General features: G+C 62.1%; 17 protein-coding genes. 16 read left to right on the plus strand and 1 reads right to left on the minus strand.

Features of this window, described 5'->3' with window-relative positions; all coding sequences use genetic code 11:
- Positions 1–241 precede the first annotated feature (241 nt).
- The 5 genes from rpsL (at position 242) to LQV16_RS23545 (ending at position 4984) form a co-directional block, all read left to right on the plus strand.
- Positions 242–616, plus strand: coding sequence for a 30S ribosomal protein S12 (gene rpsL, locus LQV16_RS04790; RefSeq protein ID WP_018773658.1), 375 nt, complete (start codon positions 242–244; stop codon positions 614–616).
- Position 617: 1 nt separating this feature from the next.
- Positions 618–1088, plus strand: coding sequence for a 30S ribosomal protein S7 (gene rpsG / locus LQV16_RS04795; protein WP_011692813.1), 471 nt, complete (start codon positions 618–620; stop codon positions 1086–1088).
- A 69-nt stretch (positions 1089–1157) separates the two neighbouring features.
- On the plus strand, positions 1158–3272 hold the full coding sequence (gene fusA / locus LQV16_RS04800) for an elongation factor G (protein WP_229992786.1): 2115 nt from the start codon (positions 1158–1160) through the stop codon (positions 3270–3272).
- 251 nt (positions 3273–3523) lie between these two features.
- Positions 3524–4714, plus strand: a complete 1191-nt coding sequence (tuf, locus tag LQV16_RS04805) for an elongation factor Tu (protein WP_090575294.1) — start codon at positions 3524–3526, stop codon at positions 4712–4714.
- 144 nt (positions 4715–4858) lie between these two features.
- Positions 4859–4984: a hypothetical protein gene (locus LQV16_RS23545; RefSeq protein WP_290369328.1), complete on the plus strand. Its 126-nt coding sequence runs from the start codon at positions 4859–4861 to the stop codon at positions 4982–4984.
- An 18-nt stretch (positions 4985–5002) separates the two neighbouring features.
- On the opposite strand, the gene LQV16_RS04810 is transcribed toward LQV16_RS23545, so the two are convergent.
- The gene (locus LQV16_RS04810; protein WP_229992787.1) at positions 5003–6427 is read right to left on the minus strand and encodes a GH1 family beta-glucosidase; all 1425 of its coding nucleotides are present in this window, start codon (positions 6425–6427) and stop codon (positions 5003–5005) included.
- 384 nt (positions 6428–6811) lie between these two features.
- On the opposite strand from LQV16_RS04810, the gene rpsJ reads away from it, so the two are divergent.
- Genes rpsJ through rpsQ form a run of 11 tightly spaced genes read left to right on the plus strand, consistent with a single transcriptional unit; the run spans position 6812 to position 12171 of the window.
- A complete protein-coding gene (gene rpsJ / locus LQV16_RS04815; RefSeq protein ID WP_003803825.1) occupies positions 6812–7120 on the plus strand; it encodes a 30S ribosomal protein S10 in 309 nt (102 codons plus the stop codon).
- Positions 7121–7137: 17 nt separating this feature from the next.
- Positions 7138–7788: a 50S ribosomal protein L3 gene (gene rplC / locus LQV16_RS04820; RefSeq protein ID WP_003803812.1), complete on the plus strand. Its 651-nt coding sequence runs from the start codon at positions 7138–7140 to the stop codon at positions 7786–7788.
- A gap of 4 nt (positions 7789–7792) precedes the next feature.
- Positions 7793–8413, plus strand: a complete 621-nt coding sequence (gene rplD, locus LQV16_RS04825; protein WP_090575302.1) for a 50S ribosomal protein L4 — start codon at positions 7793–7795, stop codon at positions 8411–8413.
- Positions 8410–8715, plus strand: coding sequence for a 50S ribosomal protein L23 (gene rplW / locus LQV16_RS04830; protein ID WP_018773664.1), 306 nt, complete (start codon positions 8410–8412; stop codon positions 8713–8715). Before rplD ends, rplW begins: the two co-directional genes overlap by 4 nt.
- 30 nt (positions 8716–8745) lie before the next feature.
- The gene (rplB, locus tag LQV16_RS04835) at positions 8746–9585 is read left to right on the plus strand and encodes a 50S ribosomal protein L2 (RefSeq protein ID WP_026266473.1); all 840 of its coding nucleotides are present in this window, start codon (positions 8746–8748) and stop codon (positions 9583–9585) included.
- A 12-nt stretch (positions 9586–9597) separates the two neighbouring features.
- Positions 9598–9879: a 30S ribosomal protein S19 gene (gene rpsS / locus LQV16_RS04840; RefSeq protein WP_018773666.1), complete on the plus strand. Its 282-nt coding sequence runs from the start codon at positions 9598–9600 to the stop codon at positions 9877–9879.
- 38 nt (positions 9880–9917) lie between these two features.
- Positions 9918–10283 (plus strand): 50S ribosomal protein L22, encoded by a 366-nt coding sequence (gene rplV, locus LQV16_RS04845; RefSeq protein WP_003803798.1) that lies wholly within the window; start codon positions 9918–9920, stop codon positions 10281–10283.
- A complete protein-coding gene (rpsC, locus tag LQV16_RS04850) occupies positions 10284–11117 on the plus strand; it encodes a 30S ribosomal protein S3 (RefSeq protein ID WP_229992788.1) in 834 nt (277 codons plus the stop codon). It begins immediately after the preceding gene.
- Positions 11118–11534, plus strand: coding sequence for a 50S ribosomal protein L16 (rplP, locus tag LQV16_RS04855; protein WP_018773668.1), 417 nt, complete (start codon positions 11118–11120; stop codon positions 11532–11534).
- 2 nt (positions 11535–11536) lie between these two features.
- Positions 11537–11866, plus strand: a complete 330-nt coding sequence (gene rpmC / locus LQV16_RS23550; RefSeq protein WP_066436863.1) for a 50S ribosomal protein L29 — start codon at positions 11537–11539, stop codon at positions 11864–11866.
- Positions 11863–12171, plus strand: a complete 309-nt coding sequence (gene rpsQ / locus LQV16_RS04865) for a 30S ribosomal protein S17 (protein ID WP_051628707.1) — start codon at positions 11863–11865, stop codon at positions 12169–12171. Before rpmC ends, rpsQ begins: the two co-directional genes overlap by 4 nt.
- Positions 12172–12495: the final 324 nt, after the last annotated feature.

Here is a 12495-nt window from a genome sequence, read left to right on the forward strand (position 1 = left end):
GCAGCTGAAAGGTTCAACCAGGACGACGTTTCCGGTTTGCAGGGTTCTTGTGCAACGTATGCCACATTTTCGCATGCCTAGGGGCAATTCAGGTCGAAAGTCCTTGGACCCCGGCGTGCGGTCCGACTATTAAGGCTTCGCCTCAGCTGCTCTGGAGAGAACTTCAAAGCTCGGGCGGCGAGGCGCAGCGACAAGAGAGCGGCCGCCAACGGCCGCTCCGGATAAAACGGAGAACACGAGAGTGCCTACGATTAACCAGCTGGTCCGCAAGGGCCGCACGCCTAAGGTCAAAAAGACCAAGGCTCCCGCGCTTAACGGCAGCCCGATGCGCCGCGGTGTTTGCACCCGCGTTTACACGACGACCCCGAAGAAGCCGAACTCGGCTCTGCGTAAGGTTGCTCGCGTGCGCCTCAACGGCGGCATTGAAGTCACCGCATACATCCCCGGTGTAGGCCACAACCTGCAGGAGCACTCCATTGTGCTCGTCCGCGGCGGCCGCGTGAAGGACCTTCCGGGTGTCCGCTACAAGATCGTCCGTGGCGCCCTCGATACCCAGGGTGTCAAGAACCGTAAGCAGGCTCGCAGCCGCTACGGCGCAAAGATGGAGAAGAAGTAATATGCCTCGCAAGGGTCCGGCCCCCAAGCGGCCGCTAGTTCTAGATCCCGTTTACGGCTCCCCGCTGGTCACCCAGCTCATCAACAAGGTGCTGGTTGACGGCAAGAAGTCCACCGCAGAGCGCATCGTTTACGGTGCACTCGAGGGTGCTCGCGCCAAGTCCGGCGGCGACCCCGTTGCAGCCCTCAAGAAGGCCATGGAGAACGTCAAGCCTTCGCTTGAGGTCCGCTCCCGCCGCGTTGGTGGCGCCACCTACCAGGTTCCCGTTGAGGTCAAGCCGGGCCGTTCCACGGCCCTCGCCCTCCGCTGGCTGGTTGGCTACTCCAAGGCCCGCCGCGAAAAGACCATGACCGAGCGCCTCCAGAACGAAATCCTGGATGCCTCGAACGGTCTCGGTGCCGCTGTGAAGCGTCGCGAAGACACCCACAAGATGGCCGAGTCCAACAAGGCCTTCGCACACTACCGCTGGTAATACTTCCCGGACGCCGCCGGCTCGACTGAGCCGGCGGCGAACGTGCAGTCCATCCGAAAGGGAGACACCGTGGCACAGGACGTGCTTACCGACCTTAGCAAGGTCCGCAATATCGGCATCATGGCCCACATCGATGCCGGCAAGACCACTACTACCGAGCGCATCCTCTTCTACACGGGTGTGAACCACAAGATCGGCGAAACGCACGACGGCGCTTCGACGACTGACTGGATGGAACAGGAAAAGGAACGCGGCATCACCATCACGTCTGCCGCCGTGACCTGCTTCTGGGAAAACAACCAGATCAACATCATCGACACCCCCGGCCACGTTGACTTCACGGTCGAGGTTGAGCGCTCCCTGCGCGTCCTCGACGGCGCAGTCGCAGTGTTCGACGGCAAGGAAGGCGTGGAGCCGCAGTCCGAGACTGTTTGGCGCCAGGCCGACAAGTACAACGTTCCGCGCATCTGCTTCGTCAACAAGATGGACAAGCTCGGCGCTGACTTCTACTTCACCGTCGACACCATCATCGGCCGCCTCGGTGCCAAGCCGCTGGTCATGCAGCTGCCGATCGGCGCCGAGAACGACTTCATCGGCGTAGTCGACCTTCTCTACATGCGCGCGCTGGTCTGGCCCGGCGACGCCAAGGGTGACGTCACCATGGGTGCGAAGTACGAGATCCGCGAGATCCCGGCTGACCTCCAGGCGAAGGCCGAAGAGTACCGCGCAACTCTCGTTGAGACTGTTGCCGAGGCCTCCGAAGAACTCATGGAGAAGTACCTCGAAGGCGAAGAGATCAGCATCGGTGAGCTCAAGGCCGGCATCCGCAAGATGACGATCAACTCTGAGCTGTACCCGGTCTTCTGTGGTTCCGCATTCAAGAACCGCGGCGTCCAGCCGATGCTCGACGCAGTCGTGGACTACCTGCCGAACCCGCTCGACGTCCCGCCGATGATCGGTCACGATCCCCGCGACGAAGAGAAGGAACTTACCCGTAAGCCCTCCTCTGAAGAGCCCTTCTCCGCACTGGCCTTCAAGATCGCCGCGCACCCCTTCTTCGGCCAGCTCACCTTCATCCGCGTGTACTCCGGTCACGTGGAAGCAGGCTCGCAGGTGGTCAACTCCACCAAGGGCAAGAAGGAGCGCATCGGCAAGCTGTTCCAGATGCACGCCAACAAGGAAATGCCCGTCGAGGGCGCTACCGCCGGCCACATCTACGCAGCGATCGGCCTGAAGGACACCACTACCGGTGACACCCTGTGCGATCCGGCCAACCAGATTGTCCTCGAGTCCATGAGCTTCCCGGAGCCCGTGATCTCGGTTGCGATCGAGCCGAACACGAAGGGTGACCAGGAGAAGCTCTCCACGGCCATCCAGAAGCTCTCCGCTGAGGACCCGACCTTCCAGGTCTCCCTCAACGAAGACACCGGCCAGACCATCATCGCCGGCATGGGCGAGCTCCACCTGGACATCCTGGTGGACCGCATGCGCCGCGAATTCAAGGTTGAGGCGAACGTTGGCAAACCGCAGGTTGCTTACCGCGAAACCATCAAGCGTGCTGTAGAGCGTCACGACTACACGCACAAGAAGCAGACCGGTGGTTCCGGCCAGTTCGCAAAGATCCAGATCGCGATCGAGCCGCTGGACACTGCGGAAGGCGAGCTGTACGAGTTCGAGAACAAGGTCACCGGTGGCCGCGTTCCGCGCGAGTACATCCCGTCGGTTGACGCCGGCATCCAGGATGCGCTGAACGACGGCGTCCTGGCCGGCTACCCGGTTGTCGGCATCAAGGCAACGCTGATTGACGGCGCCTACCACGATGTTGACTCCTCGGAAATGGCGTTCAAGATCGCCGGCCGTATGGCTTTCAAGGAAGCCGCACGCAAGGCGAACCCTGTCCTGCTCGAACCGCTGATGGATGTCGAGGTCCGCACCCCTGAGGAATACATGGGTGAAGTTATCGGTGACCTCAACTCCCGCCGTGGCCAGATGCAGTCCATGGAAGATGCCCAGGGCGTCAAGGTTATTCGCGCACACGTCCCGCTGTCCGGCATGTTCGGCTACATCGGCGACCTGCGCTCGAAGACCCAGGGCCGCGCTGTGTACTCCATGACGTTCAACAGCTACGCCGAGGTCCCGAAGGCAGTTGCCGACGAGATCATCCAGAAGAACCGCGGCGAGTAGTCCCTAGGACGCATCGCAGCAGCAAGAACTCGGATGCGTCTCCGCCAACGGAGATTCATCTGGTGCAAGTGGCCGGGCTCCGGTCCAGACCGAAGTCCGGCCGCCTGCACGAACAGGCTCTAGGCACTAGCATTAGTACCTGAATCTGCAATTTCACCAATCCAAAGCCCCCCAAGTAGACTTACTGGAGTTTCTGCCGCGACAAGCGCGGCCGAAGGGTAAGTCATTTGAAAACGTTCTAGGAGGAACCTGTGGCAAAGGCAAAGTTCGAGCGGACTAAGCCGCACGTTAACATCGGTACCATTGGTCACGTTGACCACGGTAAGACGACGCTGACGGCCGCCATTTCCAAGGTGCTGTACGACAAGTACCCGACTCTCAACGAGAAGCGTGACTTCGCGTCGATTGACTCTGCTCCCGAAGAGCGTCAGCGCGGCATTACCATCAACATCTCCCACGTTGAGTACCAGACCGAGAAGCGCCACTACGCACACGTAGACGCTCCGGGTCACGCTGACTACATCAAGAACATGATCACCGGCGCTGCTCAGATGGACGGTGCAATCCTCGTGGTTGCCGCCACTGACGGCCCGATGGCTCAGACCCGCGAGCACGTTCTGCTCGCCCGCCAGGTTGGCGTTCCCTACCTGCTGGTCGCGCTGAACAAGGCTGACATGGTCGATGACGAGGAACTCCTCGACCTCGTCGAAATGGAAGTTCGCGAGCTGCTCAGCTCGCAGGGCTTCGATGGCGACGAAGCACCGGTCATCCGCGTTTCGGGCCTGAAGGCTCTGGAAGGCGACCCGGAGTGGGTCAAGTCCATCGAGGACCTCATGGAAGCTGTCGACAACTCGGTTCCGGACCCCGTACGTGACCGTGACAAGCCCTTCCTGATGCCGATCGAAGACGTCTTCACGATCACCGGCCGTGGCACCGTTGTTACGGGCCGCGCCGAGCGTGGAACCCTCGCCATCAACTCCGAGGTCGAGATCGTCGGCATCCGTCCGGTCCAGAAGACCACGGTTACCGGTATCGAGATGTTCCACAAGCAGCTCGACGAAGCATGGGCCGGCGAGAACTGTGGCCTCCTGCTCCGCGGTCTGAAGCGCGACGATGTCGAGCGTGGCCAGGTTGTCGTCAAGCCGGGTTCCATCACCCCGCACACCGACTTCGAGGCTAACGTCTACATCCTCTCCAAGGACGAAGGCGGACGTCACAACCCGTTCTACTCCAACTACCGCCCGCAGTTCTACTTCCGCACCACGGACGTAACCGGCGTTATCACCCTGCCGGAAGGCACGGAAATGGTTATGCCCGGCGACAACACTGAGATGACCGTTGCGCTCATCCAGCCGATCGCAATGGAAGAGGGCCTCGGCTTCGCTATCCGCGAAGGCGGCCGCACCGTTGGTTCAGGACGCGTCACCAAGATCGTCAAGTAATTACTTGCTGATCTGATGCTTGACCACTGATCGGCCGGCCGTCTGGCAGCTGTTCAGAGGACCGGGAACAGCCCCGCTGCACTTGCAGCGGGGCTGTTCTTTTTAAGTTCCTGATACCTTTGCAGGAAGGGAAAGGAGCTCACTATGGGCTGGTTCATTTTTCTACTGATCGTCGTGGCGGTTGTCGTCGCATTCTTTTGGGCGAAGAGGCACTTCCGCCAGGAGATCGAGCGCGCCAAGCGCATCAATCGGGCAAACCGGAACCAGTAGGCCCGGGCCGGGCGGGACTCAGGGCCGCCGGGCACGCGCGAGGGCCTGGTACCAGTAGTACGAGTCTTTCGGCGTGCGCTGGAGGGTCGTGAAATCCACATGTACCAGGCCGAAGCGCTGGGAATAACCGGCCGCCCATTCAAAGTTGTCCATGAGCGTCCAGACGTAGTAGCCGAGCAGATCGACGTCGTGGGCCACGCCCCCGGGGGCGGTGGCCTCCACCGCCTGGCTGAGGTGGGCGGCGAGGTAGCTGATCCGCCCGGCGTCGGGAATAGGACCGCTGACGTGGTCCGGTTCGGGGAAGCTCGCCCCGCTCTCGGTGATGTAGAGCGGGGGCAGTGACTCGCCGTACCTGTCCTTCAGTTCCCGGAGCAGGATCCCCAGATGGTCCGGGGCAACCGGCCAGCCGAATCCCGTGAGTTCGTACTCCGGGAACGCGGCCATGTGGAACGGGACTTTCAGCATCGCCGCCGCGGTTGCGGCAGGGCTGTCGATGCCGCCCCCCGTGGCCACCTTCACGGGGTAGTAATAGTTCAGGCCGTAGAAATCCAGCGGTTGGTGGATCGTGGCCAGGTCCGCGTCGGTAATCCTGCCCAGCGAACGAAACCATGGCCGGGCGATCAGAGGCGGCCGGGGAAAGCGGCCCAGGAGGATCGGGTCCGCGTAGAGCCGGTTCAGCACGAGGTCGAAAACCCCGGCCAGCAGCCTGTCGGTTAGCGAGCCGGACGCCGGGCGGACGGGGGAATGCAGGTTCGAGACGCCAACGGCGCCGGACACGCCCGCCGCCCGCAGCGCCTGCACCGCCAGGCCGTGACCCAGGAGCTGGTGGCGCACCGACGGCAGGGCCTCGAAGAGCAGGCCATGGCCGGGCGCGTGGACGCCCAGGGCGTAGCCGTTGAGGGTGACCGAGGCGGGCTCGTTCAGCGTCACCCACTGCGCCACGCGATCGCCGAACCTCTTGCCGGCGGCCGCGCTGTACTCGGCAAACCGTTCCGCCGTCGAACGGTTCATCCAGCCGCCGCGCTGCTCCAGGGGGAGCGGCGTATCCCAGTGGTAGAGAGTGGCCATGGGCGAGATGCCGGCGGCGAGCAGCCGGTCGATCAGGCGGTCGTAGAAGTCCAGCCCCGCCGCGTTGAAGCGGCCGGTGCCCTCAGGCTGGACCCGCGGCCACGAGATCGAGAACCGGTAGGAATCGATCCCGAGCTCGCGCATGAGCGCGATGTCTTCCTCCGCGCGGTTGTAGTGGTCGCAGGCCACTGCGGGGGAGTGTCCGTGCAGGATGTTGCCCGGCTTTTCGGCGAACGCGTCCCAGCCGGAGGGCCCACGGCCGCCGGCCGCGAGGTTCCCCTCGATCTGGAACGCCGCGGAGGCCACGCCGAGGGTGAATCCGGGGCTCAGGCGTGCGGCGAGGGCCTGAACTGTTACAGAGTCCTGCACAGTCATGCCCTAATCATCCATTCGACGGCGATTCAGGACAATGGGCCCACCGGCCCCTTCGGTGGGCTGATTCGCTTCTGCCCGCAAATTCCGGCATACTAGATGAGTTGTTCAAGCGCTCTTTCGCGTCCCGATCCGGATAATGCCGGGTGCCAGGGTCCAAGTGAGAGACCAAACATAACCCACTCCCCATGGAATTGCGGACGCGTACGTGTGAAAACGTACGACACGCCCGACCGCGGGGGTCGGTTACGTCGGCAGGTTGAGGAACCCGGATCCTTCCGGATTCAGCTTGTGCGGCGGGTGGTAGTCACGACTTCAAATGCTTCGGCAGCCACATACAACAGGCAAGTAAACAGAGCAGCATTTACTGAAAGAGAGTCAGGCGACATGGCGGGACAAAAAATCCGCATCCGGCTGAAGTCATACGACCACGAGGTCATTGACGTTTCAGCACGGAAGATCGTTGAGACGGTCACGCGCGCAGGCGCAACTGTAGTTGGCCCCGTGCCGCTGCCGACGGAGAAGAACGTTTACTGCGTTATCCGCTCTCCGCACAAGTACAAGGACAGCCGCGAGCACTTCGAAATGCGCACGCACAAGCGTCTTATCGACATCATCGATCCCACGCCCAAGGCTGTTGATTCGCTCATGCGTCTCGACCTGCCGGCCGACGTGAACATCGAAATCAAGCTGTAGGGAGGTGCTGAGAGACTATGACCGCAACCCGTAACGTAAAGGGCCTGCTGGGCACGAAGCTCGGCATGACCCAGGTCTGGGACGAGAACAACAAGCTCATCCCCGTCACTGTGGTCCAGGCTGACTCGAACGTCATCACGCAGCTGCGCAACGCAGAAACTGATGGCTATGTCGCCGTTCAGATCGGCTACGGCCAGATCGATCCCCGCAAGGTCACCAAGCCGCTGGCTGGTCACTTTGAAAAGGCAGGCGTCACGCCTCGCCGCCACGTCGTAGAACTGCGCACTGCAGATGCTGACTCTTACGAGCTGGGCCAGGAGCTCTCCGTAGAGCTCTTCGAAGCCGGCCAGAAGATCGACGTCGTTGGCACCACCAAGGGTAAAGGCTTCGCCGGTGTTATGAAGCGTCACGGCTTCCACGGCGTTGGAGCTTCCCACGGTGCCCACAAGAACCACCGTAAGCCCGGTTCAATCGGTGGCGCATCCACCCCGAGCCGCGTCTTCAAGGGCATGAAAATGGCCGGCCGCATGGGCGCCGTTCGTCACACCACGCTGAACCTCACGGTCCACGCGGTTGACGTCGAGAAGTCGCTGCTCCTGATCAAGGGCGCCGTCCCCGGCGCCCGCGGCCAGGTCGTACTCGTACGCACCGCCGTGAAGGGAGCCTAGTTCAATGACTAGCACTGTCAAGGTTGACCTGCCTGCAGAGATCTTCGACGTACAGACCAACGTGCCGCTGCTGCACCAGGTTGTCGTTGCCCAGCTCGCTGCTGCTCGCCAGGGTACCCACAAGACCAAGACCCGCGCCGAGGTTTCCGGTGCAGGTCGCAAGCCGTTCAAGCAGAAGGGCACCGGCCGCGCCCGTCAGGGTTCCATCCGTGCTCCTCACATGACCGGTGGTGGCGTTGTCCACGGCCCCACGCCGCGTGACTACAGCCAGCGCACCCCCAAGAAGATGATTGCTGCTGCACTGCGCGGCGCACTCTCGGACCGCGCCCGCAACGGCCGCGTCCACGTCATTGCTGACCTGGTTGCCGGCTCCAAGCCGTCCTCCAAGGAAGCACTGGCGACCCTGCGCGGAGTCTCCGAGCGCAAGAACCTGCTCGTTGTCATTGAGCGCGCCAACGATGTTGCTGCACTGTCCGTGCGCAACCTCGAGGAAGTTCACGTTCTGTACGCAGACCAGCTGAACACCTACGACGTTCTCGTTTCCGACGACGTAGTCTTCACCAAGGCTGCCTACGAAGCATTCGTTGCTGACAAGGTTGCAAAGAACGAGGAGGATGCCAAGTGAGTGCAGCCACCATCAAAGACCCGCGCGACGTCGTGCTTGCACCCGTCGTCTCGGAAAAGAGCTACGGCCTGATCGATGAGGGCAAGTACACCTTCCTGGTGGACCCCCGCTCGAACAAGACCGAGATCAAGCTGGCCGTGGAGAAGATTTTCTCCGTCAAGGTCGAATCGATCAACACCATCAACCGTGCCGGTAAGCGCAAGCGCACCAAATTCGGCTGGGGTACCCGCAAGAACACCAAGCGTGCCATTGTGAGCCTCAAAGAAGGCACTATCGACATCTTCGGCGGTCCGCTTTCATAAGCGGAGACCACTTTAACGAGGAAATAAATTATGGGAATCCGTAAATACAAGCCGACTACCCCGGGCCGTCGCGGCTCGAGCGTAGCGGACTTCACTGAAATCACGCGGTCGACGCCGGAAAAGTCGTTGGTACGTCCCCTCCCGAAAAAGGGTGGCCGTAACAACTCCGGTAAGATCACGACCCGTCACAAGGGTGGTGGACACAAGCGCCAGTACCGTCTGATCGACTTCCGTCGCCACGACAAGGACGGCGTCAACGCCCGCGTTGCCGAAATCGAGTATGACCCGAACCGTACGGCTCGGATCGCGCTCCTGCACTACGTTGATGGCACCAAGCGTTACATCATCGCCCCGAACAAGCTGTCCCAGGGCGACTTCGTAGAGGCCGGCGCCGACGCTGACATCAAGCCCGGCAACAACCTTCCGCTGCGCAACATCCCGGTCGGTACCGTAATCCACGCAGTCGAACTGCGTCCGGGTGGCGGCGCCAAGATGGGCCGCTCCGCCGGCGCATCGATCCAGCTCGTTGCAAAGGAAGGCCGTTTCGCCCAGCTGCGTCTGCCTTCCGGCGAAATCCGCAACGTTGACGTGCGCTGCCGCGCAACCGTCGGCGAGGTCGGCAACGCCGAGCAGTCGAACATCAACTGGGGCAAGGCCGGCCGTATGCGCTGGAAGGGCGTTCGCCCGACTGTCCGTGGTGTCGCCATGAACCCGGTTGACCACCCCCACGGTGGTGGCGAGGGTAAGACGTCCGGTGGACGTCACCCCGTCAACCCGAACGGTAAGCGCGAAGGCCGCACCCGCCGTCCCAACAAAGAGAGCGACAAGCTTATTGTTCGTCGCCGTCGTACTGGCAAGAACAAGCGATAGGAGCCTGGACACATGCCACGCAGCCTGAAAAAAGGTCCTTTCGTTGACCAGCACCTCTTTGTAAAGGTAGCCAGGGAAAACGAAAAGGGCACCAAGAACGTCATCAAGACCTGGTCCCGCCGTTCGATGATCGTCCCCGACATGCTCGGCCACACGATCGCCGTACACGACGGACGCAAGCACATCCCCGTGTTTGTCACTGAGTCGATGGTCGGGCACAAGCTCGGCGAATTCGCTCCCACGCGGACATTCCGCGGCCATGTCAAGGACGACCGTAAGGGCAAGCGCCGCTAGGCGCCTGCACTTACGTCAAAGACGAGAGAAGGAAAGCAATGGAAGCCAAGGCAATTGCGCGTCACATCCGCGTAACGCCTATGAAGGCCCGGCGCGTCGTCAACCTTGTTCGTGGTAAGCAAGCGAATGAGGCTCTGGCAATTCTGAAGTTTGCCCCCCAGGCAGCTTCGGAGCCGGTATTCAAGGTAGTTCAGTCGGCAATCTCCAACGCCCGGGTCCTCGCGGACCGCGACGGCGTTGCGTTTGACGAAGGTGACCTCATCATCAGCGAAGCGTTTGTTGATGAAGGCCCGACCATGAAGCGGTTCCAGCCGCGAGCCCAGGGTCGTGCATTTCAGATCAAGAAGCGCACGAGCCACATCACCGTGGTAGTCGCTACCCCGGAGAAAGAGGAGGCTCGCTAAGTGGGACAGAAAGTTAACCCGCACGGGTTCCGACTCGGCATCACCACCGATCACGTATCGCACTGGTTTGCTGACAGCACCAAGGCCGGCCAGCGGTACAAGGACTTCGTTCGCGAAGACATCCGTATCCGCCAGCTCATGTCCACGGGCATGGAGCGCGCCGGTATCGCCAAGGTCGAAATCGAGCGCACCCGCGACCGTGTCCGCGTGGATATCCACACGGCACGTCCGGGCATCGTCATCGGCCGCCGCGGCGCTGAAGCAGACCGCATCCGCGGCGAGCTTGAGAAGCTCACGGGCAAGCAGGTCCAGCTGAACATCCTCGAGGTCAAGAACCCCGAGATGGAAGCCCAGCTTGTTGCCCAGGGCGTTGCAGAGCAGCTGACTTCCCGCGTGGCGTTCCGCCGTGCGATGAAGAAGGCCATGCAGTCCGCACAGCGTGCCGGTGCCAAGGGCATCCGGATCGCTTGCTCGGGTCGACTGGGCGGCGCAGAAATGTCCCGCTCGGAGTTCTACCGCGAAGGCCGTGTGCCCCTGCACACCCTGCGTGCGAACATCGACTACGGCTTCTACGAGGCCAAGACCACCTTCGGCCGCATCGGCGTGAAGGTCTGGATCTACAAGGGCGACGTCACTGCCAAGGAACTGGCTCAGCAGGCAGCTGCTGCTCCGTCCCGCGGCCGTGCCGGCGACCGCCCGGGCCGCCCGGGTGGCGCCGACCGTGGTGACCGCCGCCGTCGTACCGACCGCCCCGCAGCTGAGGCAGCACCTGCTGCTGCCGAAGCTCCGGCTGTCGAAGCAGCTGCACCGGCAGTAGAAGGAGGACAGGCTTAAATGCTTATCCCACGTCGAGTCAAGCACCGTAAGCAGCACCACCCGGGTCGTTCCGGCGCTGCTACGGGCGGCACCCAGGTCTCCTTCGGTGAGTGGGGCATCCAGGCTCTGAGCCCGGCCTACGTCACGAACCGTCAGATCGAATCTGCCCGTATCGCGATGACCCGCCACATCAAGCGTGGCGGAAAGGTCTGGATCAACATTTACCCGGACCGTCCGCTGACGAAGAAGCCGGCCGAAACCCGCATGGGTTCCGGTAAGGGTTCTCCGGAATGGTGGGTCTCAAACGTCAAGCCGGGCCGGGTTCTCTTCGAACTCTCCGGTGTCAGTGAAGAGGTAGCTCGCGAGGCCCTGCGCCTGGCAATCCACAAGCTGCCGTTGAAGGCACGCATTGTGCGTCGCGAAGGTGGTGAGTAGAAATGGCAGTAGGATCCAAGGAACTTGCATCCGCACAGCTGGACGGTTTCGACAACGAGCGACTCGTTGAAGAACTCCGCAAGGCCAAGGAAGAGCTGTTCAACCTGCGTTTCCAGTCCGCCACCGGTCAGCTGGAGAACCACGGTCGTCTGCGCGCGGTAAAGAAGGACATCGCCCGCATCTACACCGTTCTCCGTGAGCGCGAGCTGGGCATTCGTGCCGAGGTTGCCGCACCGGTTGTGGAAGCCAAGGAAGAGAAGAAGTCCAAGAAGGCTGCAACCAAGAAGGCCGAGAAGGCTGAAACGGTTGAAACCGAGGAGGATGCCAAGTGAGTGAAAAGGACGAGAACGTGACGGAAACTGTTTCCGACGCAGCCAAGGCTGACGAGCGCGGTTACCGTAAGACGAAGCGCGGCTACGTCGTCTCGGACAAGATGGAAAAGACCATCGTTGTCCAGGTCGAAGACCGCGTGAAGCACGCCCTCTACGGCAAGGTCATCCGCCGCAACGCCAAGATCAAGGCTCACGACGAAGAGAACAGCGCCGGCATCGGCGACCTCGTGCTCCTCGCCGAGACCCGCCCGCTCTCCGCTACCAAGCGGTGGCGTCTGGTCGAGATCCTCGAGAAGGCCAAGTAACACCTGCACTTGTTGCCTGGTGATACAGCAGAAGCCCTCGTTCCCCTTTGGGGGAGCGGGGGCTTCCGCGTTGCCGGCAGCCGTACCAGCGGCGTCGCCCGTCACGCAGAGCAGTCTTTGGGGAGTCCTTCGACGCCGGCCGGCCGGGTTCCGCAGGTGCCCGGCGGCAGGCGGGCCCACAGCCTGTCCTGAGTGACGCCGCCGCCGGGAGATGCGGTCAAGTGGTGCGTGGCGCCGCCGTGTGATGCCACCGCGGGCGCGGGCTAACGTGTGCTGGCGCCAGGGCTGTGATATGGGTATACGCCCAAAACGTGCTAAGATTTT

The organism is Arthrobacter sp. Bi26 (assembly GCF_918697925.1).
Taxonomy (GTDB): domain Bacteria; phylum Actinomycetota; class Actinomycetes; order Actinomycetales; family Micrococcaceae; genus Arthrobacter.

Bases quoted from the DNA above. Each gene is read 5' to 3' on its own strand.
- rpsG (WP_011692813.1), top strand. From the start codon at position 618: ATGCCTCGCAAGGGTCCGGCCCCCAAGCGGCCGCTAGTTCTAGATCCC.
- LQV16_RS23545 (WP_290369328.1), top strand. From the start codon at position 4,859: ATGGGCTGGTTCATTTTTCTACTGATCGTCGTGGCGGTTGTCGTCGCA.
- LQV16_RS04810 (WP_229992787.1), bottom strand. From the start codon at position 6,427: ATGACTGTGCAGGACTCTGTAACAGTTCAGGCCCTCGCCGCACGCCTG.
- rpsJ (WP_003803825.1), top strand. From the start codon at position 6,812: ATGGCGGGACAAAAAATCCGCATCCGGCTGAAGTCATACGACCACGAG.
- rplC (WP_003803812.1), top strand. From the start codon at position 7,138: ATGACCGCAACCCGTAACGTAAAGGGCCTGCTGGGCACGAAGCTCGGC.
- rplD (WP_090575302.1), top strand. From the start codon at position 7,793: ATGACTAGCACTGTCAAGGTTGACCTGCCTGCAGAGATCTTCGACGTA.
- rplB (WP_026266473.1), top strand. From the start codon at position 8,746: ATGGGAATCCGTAAATACAAGCCGACTACCCCGGGCCGTCGCGGCTCG.
- rpsS (WP_018773666.1), top strand. From the start codon at position 9,598: ATGCCACGCAGCCTGAAAAAAGGTCCTTTCGTTGACCAGCACCTCTTT.
- rplV (WP_003803798.1), top strand. From the start codon at position 9,918: ATGGAAGCCAAGGCAATTGCGCGTCACATCCGCGTAACGCCTATGAAG.
- rplP (WP_018773668.1), top strand. From the start codon at position 11,118: ATGCTTATCCCACGTCGAGTCAAGCACCGTAAGCAGCACCACCCGGGT.
- rpmC (WP_066436863.1), top strand. From the start codon at position 11,537: ATGGCAGTAGGATCCAAGGAACTTGCATCCGCACAGCTGGACGGTTTC.